17 protein-coding genes are annotated in these 14,813 nt (G+C 40.4%); 12 read left to right on the top strand and 5 right to left on the bottom strand.

Annotated features, from left to right (window positions below; translation table 11 throughout):
* The first annotated feature begins 57 nt into the window (after positions 1 to 57).
* The 6 genes from WAE57_RS06235 (at position 58) to trpB (ending at position 5,370) form a co-directional block, all read left to right on the top strand.
* On the top strand, positions 58 to 1,200 hold the full coding sequence (locus WAE57_RS06235; RefSeq protein ID WP_337709259.1) for an HRDC domain-containing protein: 1,143 nt from the start codon (positions 58 to 60) through the stop codon (positions 1,198 to 1,200).
* 129 nt (positions 1,201 to 1,329) lie between these two features.
* Positions 1,330 to 1,638 (top strand): YcgL domain-containing protein, encoded by a 309-nt coding sequence (locus tag WAE57_RS06240; RefSeq protein ID WP_086174210.1) that lies wholly within the window; start codon positions 1,330 to 1,332, stop codon positions 1,636 to 1,638.
* 21 nt (positions 1,639 to 1,659) lie between these two features.
* The gene (locus WAE57_RS06245) at positions 1,660 to 2,043 is read left to right on the top strand and encodes a hypothetical protein (protein ID WP_086174209.1); all 384 of its coding nucleotides are present in this window, start codon (positions 1,660 to 1,662) and stop codon (positions 2,041 to 2,043) included.
* Between the two features lie 21 nt (positions 2,044 to 2,064).
* A complete protein-coding gene (locus WAE57_RS06250) occupies positions 2,065 to 2,916 on the top strand; it encodes a MoxR family ATPase (RefSeq protein ID WP_337709262.1) in 852 nt (283 codons plus the stop codon).
* Between the two features lie 12 nt (positions 2,917 to 2,928).
* On the top strand, positions 2,929 to 4,116 hold the full coding sequence (locus WAE57_RS06255) for a VWA domain-containing protein (protein WP_337709264.1): 1,188 nt from the start codon (positions 2,929 to 2,931) through the stop codon (positions 4,114 to 4,116).
* A 45-nt stretch (positions 4,117 to 4,161) separates the two neighbouring features.
* Complete coding sequence (trpB, locus tag WAE57_RS06260; RefSeq protein WP_337709266.1) at positions 4,162 to 5,370, top strand: tryptophan synthase subunit beta; 1,209 nt, start codon at positions 4,162 to 4,164, stop codon at positions 5,368 to 5,370.
* 137 nt (positions 5,371 to 5,507) lie between these two features.
* Here trpB and WAE57_RS06265 read toward each other — a convergent pair whose 3' ends face one another.
* From WAE57_RS06265 to WAE57_RS06275, 3 genes are all read right to left on the bottom strand, one after another.
* Positions 5,508 to 5,939, bottom strand: a complete 432-nt coding sequence (locus tag WAE57_RS06265; RefSeq protein WP_337709268.1) for a CBS domain-containing protein — start codon at positions 5,937 to 5,939, stop codon at positions 5,508 to 5,510.
* 131 nt (positions 5,940 to 6,070) lie between these two features.
* A complete protein-coding gene (locus WAE57_RS06270) occupies positions 6,071 to 6,445 on the bottom strand; it encodes a DUF2750 domain-containing protein (RefSeq protein ID WP_086174204.1) in 375 nt (124 codons plus the stop codon).
* Positions 6,446 to 6,583: 138 nt separating this feature from the next.
* Positions 6,584 to 6,817 carry a hypothetical protein gene (locus WAE57_RS06275; RefSeq protein ID WP_086174203.1) on the bottom strand — a complete coding sequence of 78 codons (234 nt, stop codon included), beginning with the start codon at positions 6,815 to 6,817 and terminating at the stop codon, positions 6,584 to 6,586.
* Positions 6,818 to 7,039: 222 nt separating this feature from the next.
* Here WAE57_RS06275 and WAE57_RS06280 point away from each other — a divergent pair, with 222 nt between their 5' ends.
* Both WAE57_RS06280 and WAE57_RS06285 read left to right on the top strand, forming a co-directional pair.
* Complete coding sequence (locus tag WAE57_RS06280; protein WP_086174202.1) at positions 7,040 to 7,402, top strand: hypothetical protein; 363 nt, start codon at positions 7,040 to 7,042, stop codon at positions 7,400 to 7,402.
* Positions 7,403 to 7,508: 106 nt separating this feature from the next.
* A complete protein-coding gene (locus WAE57_RS06285; RefSeq protein WP_337709274.1) occupies positions 7,509 to 7,829 on the top strand; it encodes a hypothetical protein in 321 nt (106 codons plus the stop codon).
* Here the strand turns inward: WAE57_RS06285 and WAE57_RS06290 are convergent.
* Positions 7,756 to 9,336 carry a pitrilysin family protein gene (locus WAE57_RS06290; RefSeq protein WP_337709276.1) on the bottom strand — a complete coding sequence of 527 codons (1,581 nt, stop codon included), beginning with the start codon at positions 9,334 to 9,336 and terminating at the stop codon, positions 7,756 to 7,758. The genes WAE57_RS06285 and WAE57_RS06290 overlap by 74 nt on opposite strands.
* Positions 9,337 to 9,347: 11 nt before the next feature.
* Positions 9,348 to 10,688: a pitrilysin family protein gene (locus WAE57_RS06295; RefSeq protein ID WP_337709278.1), complete on the bottom strand. Its 1,341-nt coding sequence runs from the start codon at positions 10,686 to 10,688 to the stop codon at positions 9,348 to 9,350.
* Between the two features lie 224 nt (positions 10,689 to 10,912).
* Between WAE57_RS06295 and ftsY the strand changes: the two genes are divergently transcribed.
* The 4 genes from ftsY to WAE57_RS06315 all read left to right on the top strand — a co-directional run bounded on the left by ftsY (position 10,913) and on the right by WAE57_RS06315 (position 14,538).
* The gene (gene ftsY, locus WAE57_RS06300; RefSeq protein ID WP_337709280.1) at positions 10,913 to 12,013 is read left to right on the top strand and encodes a signal recognition particle-docking protein FtsY; all 1,101 of its coding nucleotides are present in this window, start codon (positions 10,913 to 10,915) and stop codon (positions 12,011 to 12,013) included.
* Positions 12,014 to 12,184: 171 nt separating this feature from the next.
* Positions 12,185 to 12,871 carry a nitroreductase family protein gene (locus tag WAE57_RS06305; RefSeq protein WP_337709282.1) on the top strand — a complete coding sequence of 229 codons (687 nt, stop codon included), beginning with the start codon at positions 12,185 to 12,187 and terminating at the stop codon, positions 12,869 to 12,871.
* A gap of 187 nt (positions 12,872 to 13,058) precedes the next feature.
* Entirely contained in the window at positions 13,059 to 13,652 is a 594-nt protein-coding gene (locus WAE57_RS06310) for a nitroreductase family protein (RefSeq protein WP_337709284.1), read from the top strand.
* 211 nt (positions 13,653 to 13,863) lie between these two features.
* The gene (locus WAE57_RS06315) at positions 13,864 to 14,538 is read left to right on the top strand and encodes a DUF2057 family protein (protein ID WP_237786394.1); all 675 of its coding nucleotides are present in this window, start codon (positions 13,864 to 13,866) and stop codon (positions 14,536 to 14,538) included.
* Positions 14,539 to 14,813: the final 275 nt, after the last annotated feature.

The raw sequence follows: 14,813 nt of genomic DNA on the forward strand, positions 1-14,813 counted from the left end.
AATTTTATATATAGGTTAAAATACATTTAAGAGAATCTGGTTTTTAGACTCGGTAATATGTTTCAGTTTATTCAGCAACAAAAAGATTTAGACAATATTTTGCACTTGATGGGGCAAACATCCGTTTATGGATTGGATACCGAATTCATCAAGGTCGATACCCTGTGGCCAAAATTGGGTGTATTTCAAATCAATGTTGCCGATCAGGTGTTTTTGCTGGATGGCACAAGTCTGGATTTGTCGTTATTCTGGACAAAACTGTTTGATGCTCAGCAGAATATCTTCCATGCCTGCAGTGAAGATATCGATTTAATCTATCATTATTCACAGCAAAAAAGCTTAAGAAATGTTTTTGATACCCAGGTCGGTATGTCTTTTTTAGGGCATGGGCTACAGATGAGCTATCAAAATGCATTAAAGCACATGCTGGATGTCGAAATTGATAAAGACCAGACCCGATCTGACTGGTTGGCACGTCCGTTAAGCTCGGAGCAACTGACCTATGCGGCTAATGATGTACTGTATCTGATGAACCTGTCTAATAAAATTCAGCAGCAATTAAGCGATAAATATTTACTGGATTTTGCACTGGAAGATTGCCGTCACCTGACTCATGAAATTGGTCAGGAAACGCCTGTAGAGTTGCTTTATCACGATATTGGCAATTATCGTCATTCGCGCCGTCAATTGATGCAGTTACAGCAACTGGCTGTATGGCGTGAGCAGATGGTCAAGGCCCTGAATTATCCGCGCAGCTTTATCCTGAAAAATTCTACCCTGATTGATCTGGTGGAAAAAAATCCGCGTAATCAGTTCCAGTTGTCCAGCATTAAAGATATCCGTCAAAATATTGTGCGTGAATATGGTAAAACCATTCTGGATTTACTTAAATTCTTGCCTGAACAGGCGGAATGGCCACTGCGTATGGCACGTCCAATTCGTCACTCATCCAAAGAGATTGGTGAAAAAGTGGATAATGTCATTCAGGCTGTGGTTCAGGAAACCACAGTACCTAAAGAAGTATTGATGCGTAAAAAATGGCTGAATGCACTGTATCAGCATGTGGTCTTTCATAATAATGAGCAGGATTTACCTGCTTATCTGCTCGGTTGGCGTTATGATTTACTGACCAAGCCATTGATTGAAGTTCTGCATGCAGATGAAAATTATCTGTCTACCCAAATGAAAGTGATAGATTAATTTTTAGCCATTCTGTTTAAAGAATTAACATTTATATACAATCACGACTGATGCGTTAATAATCATTAATGTATCAGTCTTTTTTTTGCTGTATGCTTTGTCCTGAGTTTTATGAGTACTGTTCCAACTATGCAATGTTCAATTTTTAAATCTAGCAAAAAAGATGAAATGTATCTTTACATCGCCCGTCCAGAAGCCACTGAACATGAAGCTGAGGCAATCAATCCGCTAGAAGTTTTACCGGAAGCGATGCGCGTTGCATTTGGTCGTGCAACTTTTGTTATGGATTTAGAGTTATCTGAAGGTCGTAAATTGGCACGTGTAAATGTGTTGCATGTGATCGACTCTATTGAAACTAAAGGCTTCTTTATTCAAGTACCTCCAGAAGGATTAATCAATCCAAATGCCGTTGCACCTGAAGGGCTTCGTGGCGCTTAATGGTTAATCAGGAGTTGTAAGATGAATGGTTTTCTTTCACTACTAGATTCAATTCCTGAAGATAGTATTGCTGTCACGGTTTATCTTGTAGGCAGTCTGATTATTCTATGGGCCTGGTATGCCATTGCAAAACGTTTGCCTAAACCTTTAGGTGGGATGACCTGGCTCATCGGCTTTGCTATTTTACTGACACCCACAGTTTCTGAAGGAAATAATGCTGCTATTGCTCCAGCTATTTTCGGCTTGCTGTTCGGTGTGCTCACCAAAGAAAAGACGCTGATTTGGTCAAATGCCTCTCTGATCTTGTTTGTGCTCGGAGTAGGTTTGGTCATTGGCGCCTTATGGTCAAAATACACTGCCAACAAGGCAAAATTCGAATTAAACAAAAATAGTTCACCGCTTTAAGTAAAACAATAAGGTTAGATCATGTCTGTTGATACCCAACAATTTATCGGTACAGATCAGTACATTGCGACTGATAGTTTAAAACTTGCTGTCAAAGCTGCACGTCGTTTGCAAAAGCCACTTCTGGTTAAAGGTGAACCAGGAACCGGTAAAACGCTACTTGCTGAACAAGTGGCGGAAAGCTTGGGGCTGAAGCTGCTCACCTGGCACATCAAGTCAACTACGAAAGCACAGCAAGGCTTGTATGAATACGATGCTGTATCGCGTTTGCGTGATAGCCAGTTAGGCGATGATCGTATTTATGACATTAAAAACTACATTAAGCCTGGAAAATTGTGGGAAGCTTTCACCAGTGAACAACGCTGTGTGTTGTTGATTGATGAAATTGACAAGGCAGATATCGAGTTTCCGAATGACTTGTTGCATGAACTCGACAAAATGTCGTTTTTTGTTTATGAGACCGGTGAAACCATCACCGCGACACAACGTCCGATCGTGATTATTACTTCAAATAATGAAAAGGAATTGCCGGATGCATTCTTGCGCCGCTGTTTCTTCCATTATATTGAATTCCCTGATGAAGCGACCATGCGCCAGATTATCGATGTGCATTTTCCGCAAGTTTCCGCAACTTTAGTGAATGAAGCCTTGCAGGTTTTCTTTAAACTGCGTCAGATTCCGGGTTTAAAGAAACCACCATCCACTTCTGAACTGATTGACTGGTTAAGCCTGCTGATGGCAGATGACATGCCAGAAGATATTTTGCGCAAGCATGACAAATCCAAGGCGATTCCACCCCTGTATGGTGCCCTGATCAAAAACGAGCAAGATGTACAGTTGCTTGAACGTTTAGCCTTTATGTCGCGTCGTTAAGGAGACATCGCCATGTTTGTGCGATTGTTTTATACCTTAAGAAAATACGGCGTACCGGTTTCAACGCGTGAACTGATTGATCTGAATGAAGCAGTTGCTTCTGGTCTGGTTTTTGCCAATCAGGACGAGTTCTATCAACTGGCTAAAACGGTCATGATCAAAGATGAGCGTTTCTTTGACAAGTTTGATCGTGCCATGAAGGACTACTTTGATGGCATCTCTACTTTTGATCTGGATGATTTGCTCAATCAGGTACATAAACTGCCGAAAGACTGGTTCGACCTCGAGCTTTTAGAAAAGCATCTTACTCCAGAACAACGTGAAGAGCTGAAAAAAGCAGGCTCGCTGGAAGAACTGATGAAGATGCTGGAAGAGCGTCTTCGTGAGCAGCACAAGAAGCATCAGGGTGGTAACAAGATGATTGGTACTGGTGGCACATCGCCATTTGGTGCCTATGGCGATCATCCTGAAGGTGTGCGTATTGGTGGGCCGGGCCGTAAACGTTCTGCAGTCAAGGTTTGGGAACAGCGTAAATACCAAAACCTGGATGATGAACAGATTTTAGGTACACGGCAAATGCAAATGGCACTCCGCCGTTTACGCAAGTTTGCCCGTCAGGGCGCTGCTGAAGAACTGGATATTAACGGGACCATTCGTGAAACGGCCAAGCAGGGCATTTTAGATGTACAGCTGGTTCCGGAACGTCGCAATCGTATTAAAGTGCTGATGTTGTTCGATGTTGGTGGGTCGATGGACTCGTATATCGCCGAATGTGAAAAACTGTTCAGCGCGGCCAAAACCGAATTTAAAACTTTAGAATATTTTTATTTTCATAACTGTTTGTATGACTATGTCTGGAAAGACAATATCCGCCGTTCTAATACCCGCATGAATACTTGGGATTTATTCAATACTTATGGGCGCGACTATCGGGTAATTGTGGTAGGGGATGCCAGTATGGCACCTTATGAGTTGAACTCGGTGGGTGGTTCTGTTGAATATATGAATGATGAAGCAGGTAATGTCTGGTTACAGCGTTTACGTCAACATTTTGAAAAGACGGCTTGGCTTAATCCAGAACAAGACAGTTATTGGCATTACACCCATACCATTGGTCAAATTAAACAGATTTTTGAAGATCATATGTATCCCATGACCTTAAAGGGTGTGGAAGATATGACAAAATATTTGGCTCGTTAAACGTATTGAAATCAAATGCGTTCTTTTTAAATGAAGGAATTGAAAATGGATCATCAAATTAATGGCATCCCATTACCCAATGAAGAAGGTTTCTTTGGACAATACGGTGGTCAGTTTATTCCACCTCATTTAAAAGAAGCGATGGACGAAATCAATGTGGCGTATGAGCAAATCCGCCATACTGCTGAATTTCAAAATGAATTGGCTGATTTATTTACCAATTATGTCGGTCGTCCAAGTCCACTGTTTCATGCCAAACGTCTGTCCGATCAATTGGGTGGAGCACAAATCTACCTGAAACGCGAAGATTTAAACCATACCGGTGCACATAAGATTAACCATTGTTTAGGCGAAGCTTTACTTGCTAAATATATGGGTAAGAAAAAAGTAATTGCTGAAACGGGTGCAGGTCAGCATGGTGTGGCACTTGCAACCGCGTGTGCCTTGGTGGGTATTCCATGTGAAATTCATATGGGTCAAGTGGATATTGAAAAAGAACATCCCAATGTAGTGAAGATGAAGATTTTGGGTGCGACCCTGATTTCAGTTACACGTGGCACCGCTACCCTAAAAGATGCCGTGGACAGTGCCTTTGAAGAATACTTAAAAGATCCGAAAAACTTCATCTATGCGATTGGTTCAGTGGTAGGTCCACATCCATTCCCGAAAATGGTGCGTGACTTTCAGTCTATTATTGGTGATGAAATCAAGGTTCAAACCCAGGATCGTTTTGGATCAAATCCTGATTATGTGGTTGCATGCGTTGGCGGTGGTTCCAATGCGATGGGCGCTTTTACAGCATTCTTAAATGATCAAGACGTTAAACTTGTAGGTGTAGAACCTGCAGGACATGGCTTGGATACTAATATGCATTCGGCAACCTTGACTCTGGGTAAACCAAGCCAGCTTCATGGTATGGCCTGTTATGTGCTTGAAGATGAGCAAGGTGAGCCTTTACCGGTACACTCGATTGCTTCAGGTCTGGATTATCCGGGCGTGGGTCCACAGCATAGCTTGCTAAAAGACTTGGGCCGTGTGGAATATACCACTGCGACAGACCAAGAGTGTCTGGATGCCTTTATGACTCTTTCACGTGTAGAGGGAATTGTGCCTGCACTGGAAAGTTCACATGCTGTGGCATGGGCTTTACGTGAAGCACCAAAAATGGCCAAAGATGTGAAAATTGTCGTGAATCTATCGGGTCGTGGTGATAAAGACTCAGACTATGTGGCTGCAAAATTGGGTTTGAATTAATTATAAAAATCTCTCTAGTGCCATATATGGCTTATCTTTTAAAAGAGGATGGTTAAAAGTCTCCCTTTATTAAAGGGAGATTTAGAGGGATTAAAAAAAAACCTCTCGACATGAGAGGTTTTTTTAGGCATTAAATCTTAACTCGCAATATATTGTTGTAACTGATCAATGAGTTTGCGCTGATCATCCATTACAGCTTTTACCAAATCACCAATCGAGATTAACCCTACCAGTTTTGCATTTTCAACTACAGGAAGATGACGTAAATGACGATCAGTCATTAAACTTAAACAGTCTTCAACACTGGTGGACTTAGTCACGGTCAGTACTTTAGCAGTCATGATTTCACCGACTGTCGTTTCTTTAGAGGTCCGTTCCATCAACGTCACTTTACGCATGTAATCACGTTCAGACAGAATACCAACCACTTTTTCTTGGTCAGTCACGACCAGTGCACCAATGCTTTTAGCTGCCATAAGTGAAATTGCTTCAAGTACCGTCGATTCAGGACTAATAGTAAAAATCGTTTTCTCAATTTTGTCCTGAATAACTTGTGCTACATTGGTCATTTATTATCATCCTTTTTGTTATTCATTTGACATTAAACTTAGCGCGAAATAAGAAAAATGCAAATACTTTTCCGGTCATAAATAAAAATTTACATTTCCCTATTTTTCATTATTGCTGTTGGCAGAAAACATTAAGCCGGTTGCACAGAATCAGAAAAAAAGAAATGCCGCATTTGTTGAGTGGTCAATTTAAATTTCCGACTCGACGAATGACAGAGTGCAGGGGTTACATTTAAGCGAGTTAAGGTCGGCAGCAAGGATTCCTGAAAATCCTTTGGCGTAATTTTACGCGGTGTATAATTTGGCCAGTGCAACTGTGCATATTTCTGTGCCTGAATGCCGTTCAGCCAAAATGGAAAAATGTAATCTTCATGGTCGGCCATCATGGCCCAGCCTTGTTGATGATAGAGTCCCCAAAGAACACCGCAGTACATCATTGATTTTAAAATCGTGATTTTAAAAAATAAGTCTTTAGGAACCAGTTGTAATGAGTTAATTCGATTCATACCAGAGACATGTAGTGAATGCAGCAGTTATTGTAAGAAATTTAAATGAAAGTTCTGTGTAAGCTTTGAGAAACAATGTAAATAAATATGTATTTAAAAATAAAAGGGATTAAAAAACGCCACCTTGGTGACGTTTGATTAGGCTTGCATCGTGGCCAGTTTCTGCCAGTATTGTGCTTTGAGCGAGTCACGTTCTACCCGGAAGCCTTGATAGTAAAGTTCTGCTAAAAATAAAGCGGCTTTACCATGCCCGGCACGAGCGACTTCTTCCAATTTTTGAACTGCATCTGAAAAATTCATTTGAGATTGAATGGTATTCACGGCATCTGCATATGCATGTTCTAGATCTTGAGGAGAGAGTTGTTGAATCATATTAAACTCCTTATTGTAATTATGATTGCTAGTAAGACGATTAAATTTGTCTTGATACTAATTTAACTAAGTATTGTTAAAGTAATATTACATTGAACTCAGATTGTCAAACAATATATGTGGGCTATAGCATTAAAATCAAGGTTACATGATTAAACAATATACAAAATAATTTTTGCTTAGTATCTTAGTAGAGGAATTTGAAAATATAAGGAGAATAACATGACAAAAACATTAGACGGTTTCACCTTTGATTTGCCTCCTACTCCAGATCAAATCATTGAACTCGCGCATCAGCATCGTAGAAATTTGGATGAAGCCATTTTCCATCAGGAAATTCATCTGGGTAATTTTTGCTTGGCACAGCGTAAAAGGGTTTATGATTTTACTCGCCAGCTCGATGTGCAACAGCGTGAGGATTTTTACAGCCTCTATAATGGTGAATTGCTGCGCATAGCGGATGATGATGAACTGCATCCTGTGCATGCGGAAAGAGGGGTGGGTGTATTTGCAATTGCCTTGGTCATGGGGATTATTGCTCTGGTGCTTTATTATGCGGTCATCAGGAATGTAGTTGGTTACTAGATCATTTTGATTTGCTCAATTTCTGTTACAAATGCGGCGGAATTGAGCAAATCTGCTTGTACTTCTGCATGCCGCATCCTACACTACCTTGAGTTCGAGGTAGGTTATGCATATTGCTTTACAAAAAATTGTTCAATTAAAATCTCAAATAAAGCTGGAAGATATTTATAACGGATTTATCGCTACAATCATCGTCATTATCCTGAGTCTTGCTTTGATTGCTCTGCATCGCCCCATTTCGGTTCAACAATTTGAAAATGTTGTGAAACTTTCAGCTCAAGCCAATTATCCAGATACTCAAGAAATGGCTTTGCTGCTGATGCAGCAACCTCAGATTCCTTATGCCCACTATTTTAAATTGATGCAGGCGCATCAGTTGGAGATGACACAGGCGCATCAGTTACCGCCTCTGCAACCGGAGCAATAATGGTTTCAGGGTTCTGCTTAATTGCAGGTGTATTTTTGGGAGTTTGCGGATTCAGGTCTTGTTTTAGTACTGCTTCCAATGCGGCTTTATCTAATTTCTCATTCACTATAATGATGGTAAGACGTTCAGGATGTAGATGTTTTTGAATGGCATTCTGTACATCTTGTGCAGTAATTTTTTCTAATAATTTTGGATAGTGACTCAAGTAGTCTGCCGGCTGGTTGTAAAATCCTATAGAACCTAACTGGGCATTAATATTGGCATTGCTACTATAATTATTCGGAAAGGCACGTAACATGCCTGCTTTGGTTTCTTCCAGCTGTTTCCGGTCAATCGGTTGTTGGACAAAATTGACCAAAGCCTGATGGGCGACTTGCAGGCTATCGAGTAGCTGGTCTTGTCGGGTAGAGTAGCTGAAGCTAAAGGTTCCTGGAGCCTGGCTAAATGAAAATGAACTATAAGCCCCATAACTCAAACCGCGCTTAACCCGTAGTTCTTTCATCAAGATGGAGTTGAAGCCACTTCCACCAAACATTTGATTGGCAACTTCCAGGGCCAGGCGGTCCGGATCGAAGCGTGAAGGGCCTAATTGACCCATCATTACATGTGCCTGACTGGAATTAAATTTAATGTAGCGGATATCAAAACTTGATTTATCGACGGGTTGAGCCAAGGGTTTGGCTTTTTCACCTTGTTTCATATTCCCGGCAATATGTTCAGAAAGTTGTTGTGCCTGTTTGGTACTGAGTTGACCTGTAATGGCAATGTTCAGGTTCTGTGCCACCAAAAATTGATCACTAAATTGTCTTAATTGTGCTGGTGTGATTTTGCTGATACTGCGCTGAGTTCCGCTAATCGGTTCGGCATAGGCATGTTTCCCATATAAAGCCCGATAAAACAGAACACTCATCATCCGGCTTGGGCTTTCCTGAATTTGCTTTTGTCCGACTTGCGTGTTGCTTAATACCAGACTGATACTGGATTTTTCAAAGCTGGCATGCTTCAAAAGCTCCATCATCATCGCCAAGGCGGGTTCAAGCTTTTGAGGATCAGATAATACCCGTAATTTTACAATAAACATGTCCCGATACGCTTGGGCACTAAATCGCGCTCCCACACTTTCAAAAGCATTGGCAATTTCATTGGCCGTATAGTTTTCTGTGCCTTCATCAATCAGTTTTGCCGCCATATTGGCAATGCCGTATAAGCCGGGTGCAATTTCTTCATCTCGGGCAGAGCCGGCATTAAATGTCAGCTGAATATCAACCATTGGCAAATCTGCTGATTCTACAAAGAGCGTGCGAACTTTATATTTATTTTTCAGCTCATGCACATAGGGTGCATAAAATTGTCTTTGTTGATTGGGAATTTTTAAGCTTTGTAAAAGTGGAATAGATTTGAGCTGTGTTGGATTGTCATCTGGAATGGTACCTAAATCTACATCAGCGATTGCTGCTTGACACCCGATCATGGTACTGAAAATAAGAAAAGGAGGCAGCTTGATCATGGCAAATTCCACTATTGGGCTTTATTTTCAGGCGAAAGGTATAAGGTGCTCAGATTGTCCCGGCTAAAATAAACATTCGCCACGCGCTGAATGTCCTGTGGGCTGACGGTTTCAAAATGTTTTGGTAATTCATCCATCAAGCGAAAACTTAAACCATTGATTTCCAGATTGCCCATCATCCGGATTTGCCCGGCAATGTCATCTTGGCTATAGACTAAATTGGAAACATATTTCGCTGTCACGCGATTGACTTCTTCGGGTTTAATCAACTCTGTTTTTAACAGCTCAATTTCAGCCTGAATAGCTTTTTCAGCCTCTTGCAAACTCACGTCTTCCGCGGGCAAGGCCGAAATACTCACCAAGCTGTCTCCGTGACTATAAGGGTCATAGGACACACTGACTGCGGTCAATATTTTTTTATCGCGCACCAGCCGATCTTGCAGTCGTGAAGAAATTCCACTGTCCAAAATGTTTTTGATAATGGTTAATGCATAAGCATCTTGTGGATTTTTTGCTGTAGGTAGTGAACGCACGTTCCAGGCCATAAACAGATTCGGCACTTTAACCGGCAGATTCAGTTCCATATGACGATAACCAACATGATCAAACTCTAATACGTCATTACGTGGCGGGGTTTTTCGGGCAGGAATATCGGCAAAATACTTTTGCACTTGCAGTAAGGCATTTTCAGCGTTTACATCGCCGACAATAATCAAGATGGCATTATTCGGGCTATACCAGTCGCGATACCATTTTTTGACATCTTCCAGCTGAATGTTTTGCAGGTTTTTCATGTATCCAATCACCGGCTGGCGATAATGGCTGGTTGGATAAGTAATCCATTTAAAACGTTCAAAAGCCAGTGCTGTCGGGTTGTCATCGGTACGCAAGCGCCGTTCTTCCATCACCACTTTAATTTCCGGTTCAAAATCTTGTTGGCGTAACAACAAGTTGCTCATGCGGTCTGCTTCAAGTTCCAAAGCCATCGGTAAATAGGTTTTGGGATAGAGCTGATAATAATTGGTGTAATTGGTAAAAGTCGAAGCATTGACTCTGCCACCATACATACGGCTTAAGCGGGTAAACTCGTCATTGGGAACTTTTTGTGTGCCTTTAAACATCATATGTTCCAGTACATGTGAGATCCCTAATAGATTCCCCGATTCATCACTACTGCCCACGCGATACCAGATTTGCGTCATCACCATGGGAGAACGGTGGTCTTCCCGGATAATCACTTTTAAACCATTCTTCAGTGTAGTTTCAAAGGTGGTACGTGCCAGTTCACTCCGCGTTTCTGCCTGCGTCAAATCGCTTTGCAGCGTAAGCAATACCAAGCTGATCGTTAACATATACTTTTTAGAAAAAGTCAGCTTTGGAAAAAGTGAGAGGTAACTTTTGAGCACAAGACTTACCCAAGTGATGAATTAAATTTATAAATATTTTTTCAGAAACTCCAATTTGAAAGCAAGCTTAAGTTGTTGGTTTTTGGTGTGTTCAATGTCTACTGGGAAATGCGCGACAAAACTATGCTAGAATTCTTGTTTTTTAACGCAATGCTTTTCAAGGATTCGGCATGCAACAGCAATCTAATGGGCAAAATAAATTTTTGATTGATGCTGATATCGGGGATGACGATGTCACTTTACCGAATTTACCCGCGGTAAATATCCCTATTGTTGAAACTCAAAATGAACAAGTTACTGTTTCTGCGCCTGTAGCCACAGAAACAGAGCAAGATGAGACATCTAAAGGCGGCTTTTTTAGCCGCATGAAAGTCGGGTTGACCAAAACCCGTAAAAACCTTGCCGATGGTATGGTTAATATTCTCATTGGTGGTAAAGAAATCGATGATGAATTGCTGGAAGAAGTTGAAGAGCAATTACTGGTTGCTGATATTGGTGTTGAAGCCACTAAAACCATTATTGCCAATTTGACCGAGCGTACTGAACGTGGCGATTTGATCTATTCGCACTCACTTTACAAAGCGCTACAAGAAGAATTGGTGGCTTTGCTGGCACCGCGTGTCAAACCTTTACATATTGACCCCAACAAAAATCCATTTGTAATTTTGGTGGTAGGTGTAAATGGTGTAGGTAAAACCACAACCATTGGTAAACTGGCAAAACGCTTGCAGGGTGAAGGTAAAAAAGTCATGTTGGCCGCGGGGGATACTTTCCGTGCAGCAGCCACTGAACAGCTTCAGATTTGGGGTGAGCGCAATAATATTTCAGTTGTCGCACAGGGTCATGGTGCAGACAGTGCTTCTGTGATCTTTGATGCTTTTGAAAGTGCACGTGCCAAAGGTGTAGATGTCCTGATTGCTGATACTGCAGGACGTTTACATAATAAAAGTAATTTAATGCAGGAACTCACCAAAGTAAAACGAGTGATGCAAAAAATTGATGCCACAGCACCGCATGAAATTATGTTGGTGGTCGATGCAGGCACAGGTCAAAATGCAATTAATCAAGTTGAAATGTTTGACGAAGCTGTAGGTTTGACAGGACTAACCATTACCAAACTGGATGGTACCGCTAAAGGTGGGGTGTTATTTAACATTGCAAGCCGTACCCATGTGCCTATTCGCTTTATTGGTGTGGGCGAGAAAATTGATGATTTACGTCCGTTCTCGGCAAAATCATTTGTTGCCGCGTTATTTGAAACTGAAAAGTAAAATGCGTGATATTTCACACAAACTCCGCTAAATGCGGAGTTTGTTGCTTTTGCGATAATTGTTTGATTTAAAAAACGACATTCAAAAATATCTAATTCAAAGAACTCTCAATAAAACCGCTAGAATATTAAAAATATTATAAGCTTAGCATTTGTATTGGGGAGTACTGCTGTGGCGTTATTAGATAAAATTGGTCAGGTTCTAACGGCAGATATCACCAAAGAATTGAAATTTAAAAAAAGAACCACAGATGAGATTCATGAATTAACTTTTGTCGATCATTTAAAAAAGCGTCGCAGTATTTATGTGCTGGGGAAGAAGGTTCATTTTAGCCAGGCTTACTTGACCCAGCTTATTCAGGAAGCAGTAAAAAGTTGTCCGTCTGCGTTAAATTCTCAAAGTTCTAGAATTATGGTTTTATTTGGTGATTCCCATGAGCAATTTTGGCAAATTGTCAAAGAAGTACAACGCAAATTAGTTGCCGTACATGTATTTTCCGGTGCGGAAATGAAGATAGAGCAATGTATGGCAGGATATGGAACCGTACTGTTCTATGAGGATCAGAACATCATACAAAAATTGCAAAAGAAAATTCCTTTTAATGCCGATGATTTTCCAATCTGGTCAGAACAGACATCGGGTATGGCGCAATATGCAGTATGGACAGCCTTAGCTGATTCTGGTATTGGTGCTTGTTTGCAACATTACAATCCGAGTATTGATACGGCAGTTTCGGAACATTTTCATATTGATGAATCCTGGTTGTTACGGGCACAACTGGTATTCGGTTCTATAGAGCAAGAAGCAGATATCAAACAGGAACCTCAGAACGCTGAACGATTTAGAATTTTGAATTAATCTCATCGCTGTATCAATTAAGCACTTTTAATGGGTGCTTTTTTATTTTATATCAGTTGAAATTAGCTATGAAACTGTTCCATAAATAAAACACAATGTCACTTTTTTAATTGTGGAATAATTCTAAAATTAACATAAGATCAATATATTCTAATTACGCTTATTAAAATTCAAAGAAGGTGAAACCATGTCATTTTTAGCCCATATGAAACAACGCCGTACTATTTATGCAATTGGTCAAAATGTTCCGATCACAGCAGATAAAATAGAAGAAATCATTAAAGATGCAGTGCGTAATAGCCCCTCTGCTTTCAATTCACAAACTTCACGTGTCGTGACTCTATATGGTGAATCGCATGCGAAATTCTGGAGTATTGTGCGCGAAACGTTACGTAAAATGGTGCCAGAAGGTGCATTTGAAAATACCAATGCAAAAATTAACAGTTTTGCAGCAGGATATGGCACGGTATTGTTTTTTGAAGACCAAGATGCGGTAAAGTCGCTTCAAGAACAATTTCCCTTATATGCTGAACATTTTCCGGCATGGTCAGAGCATTCCACTGGAATTGCACAATTTGCCGTATGGTCATCATTGGCAGAACAGCATATTGGTGCCTCATTGCAGCATTACAATCCTGTAATTGATGATGAAGTGGCAGCTACTTTCGATATTCCTAAAAACTGGAAATTACGTGCTGAACTGGTGTTTGGTTCAATTGAAGCATCAGCGGGAGAAAAAACATTTCTTGATGATAGTATGCGTTTCAAAAGATTTGACTGATGAATGTTTCCTTTAAGTGAAGTTAAGAGAGTGCTAAAACAGCACTCTTTTTATTGCTAAAGCGAATTGCAGATAAATCAGTTAAGTTGCAAAGCTTATCTCAACAAAGTCTTGAAAATACAGCTGTATTGAAAATAGCTTTGTCATAAAATTGTCATTTGTTAATTGCATAGTGCAATATATTTTTAATATTCAAAGAAGAGATAGTGGGATGAGCTTAAAATTAACTTTTGCTGCAGCTGCATTGATGGTAAGTGTAAGTGGTGCTGCATTTTCGGCAGTCACTATTTCAGCTCCAGAAGAAATTAAAATACTAGCGGTGAATGATCAGGAAGTTAATTCCGGATTATTTCGTGCCAAGAACAATCAATATAAAGTCGATGCAGGGATTAGTAATATCAGTGTGCGTTACACCCAGTATTTTGAACATTTGAATGGTGAACACGATATTGTGAAATCTGGTGTTGTGACTATTAAAACACCAGATTTAAAAGATGGTACAGAATATCGACTAGACTTGGTCAATGCACCAGCAAATTTTGAAGCGGCCAAAAAATATGCTGAACAACCCATTGTGGCACTGTTTGATAAAAATAATCAGATAGTGGTTCAACAAGCGGGTGCAAACACAGAGCAAAAACCTTGGCTGGGACAGGGTATATTTTCAAAAACTACAGATTTAACTCAAAAGAAAACAGCTTTGGAGAATCAGCCTGCCCCTGTATATACACAAATGGCAGTTCAACCTAAAGTAGCGGCGGTTGCCTCTAGTGAGTCAGGAGCTTTAGCAATCACTGGCGATCAGCAACTGATTCAATTATGGCAAAAAGCAAATAAGGCAGAACGTCAGAAGTTTATGTCATGGCTAGCAGAGCATTCCAATTAATAAATTTAAATAAAACCAGCATAAAGCTGGTTTTATTATTTTGAGAGGGAAGATTAAAAATAAAAATGGTCGAGATGATCTAAAAAATGAATGTTGCAATGTGTAAAAAACACTCAAAACAACCTTTAAATATGCTAAAAATATCTTTCCGGGTTAAAAAACAAACACTCGAATGCAAAATTATAGAAAATTCTATAATAGGGGTTGTGTTGGTTTAAAAACTCTATAGAATACGCTGCATCCCGACGCGATACAGCAAACGAACTTAGCTGAAC

The sequence above is a fragment of the Acinetobacter sp. NS-4 genome (assembly GCF_037402435.1).
GTDB lineage: Bacteria > Pseudomonadota > Gammaproteobacteria > Pseudomonadales > Moraxellaceae > Acinetobacter.

Bases quoted from the DNA above. Each gene is read 5' to 3' on its own strand.
- WAE57_RS06255 (WP_337709264.1), top strand. From the start codon at position 2,929: ATGTTTGTGCGATTGTTTTATACCTTAAGAAAATACGGCGTACCGGTT.
- ftsY (WP_337709280.1), top strand. From the start codon at position 10,913: ATGCAACAGCAATCTAATGGGCAAAATAAATTTTTGATTGATGCTGAT.
- trpB (WP_337709266.1), top strand. From the start codon at position 4,162: ATGGATCATCAAATTAATGGCATCCCATTACCCAATGAAGAAGGTTTC.
- WAE57_RS06295 (WP_337709278.1), bottom strand. From the start codon at position 10,688: ATGTTAACGATCAGCTTGGTATTGCTTACGCTGCAAAGCGATTTGACG.
- WAE57_RS06275 (WP_086174203.1), bottom strand. From the start codon at position 6,817: ATGATTCAACAACTCTCTCCTCAAGATCTAGAACATGCATATGCAGAT.
- WAE57_RS06240 (WP_086174210.1), top strand. From the start codon at position 1,330: ATGCAATGTTCAATTTTTAAATCTAGCAAAAAAGATGAAATGTATCTT.
- WAE57_RS06285 (WP_337709274.1), top strand. From the start codon at position 7,509: ATGCATATTGCTTTACAAAAAATTGTTCAATTAAAATCTCAAATAAAG.
- WAE57_RS06310 (WP_337709284.1), top strand. From the start codon at position 13,059: ATGTCATTTTTAGCCCATATGAAACAACGCCGTACTATTTATGCAATT.
- WAE57_RS06270 (WP_086174204.1), bottom strand. From the start codon at position 6,445: ATGAATCGAATTAACTCATTACAACTGGTTCCTAAAGACTTATTTTTT.
- WAE57_RS06280 (WP_086174202.1), top strand. From the start codon at position 7,040: ATGACAAAAACATTAGACGGTTTCACCTTTGATTTGCCTCCTACTCCA.
- WAE57_RS06290 (WP_337709276.1), bottom strand. From the start codon at position 9,336: ATGATCAAGCTGCCTCCTTTTCTTATTTTCAGTACCATGATCGGGTGT.
- WAE57_RS06265 (WP_337709268.1), bottom strand. From the start codon at position 5,939: ATGACCAATGTAGCACAAGTTATTCAGGACAAAATTGAGAAAACGATT.
- WAE57_RS06245 (WP_086174209.1), top strand. From the start codon at position 1,660: ATGAATGGTTTTCTTTCACTACTAGATTCAATTCCTGAAGATAGTATT.
- WAE57_RS06250 (WP_337709262.1), top strand. From the start codon at position 2,065: ATGTCTGTTGATACCCAACAATTTATCGGTACAGATCAGTACATTGCG.
- WAE57_RS06315 (WP_237786394.1), top strand. From the start codon at position 13,864: ATGAGCTTAAAATTAACTTTTGCTGCAGCTGCATTGATGGTAAGTGTA.
- WAE57_RS06235 (WP_337709259.1), top strand. From the start codon at position 58: ATGTTTCAGTTTATTCAGCAACAAAAAGATTTAGACAATATTTTGCAC.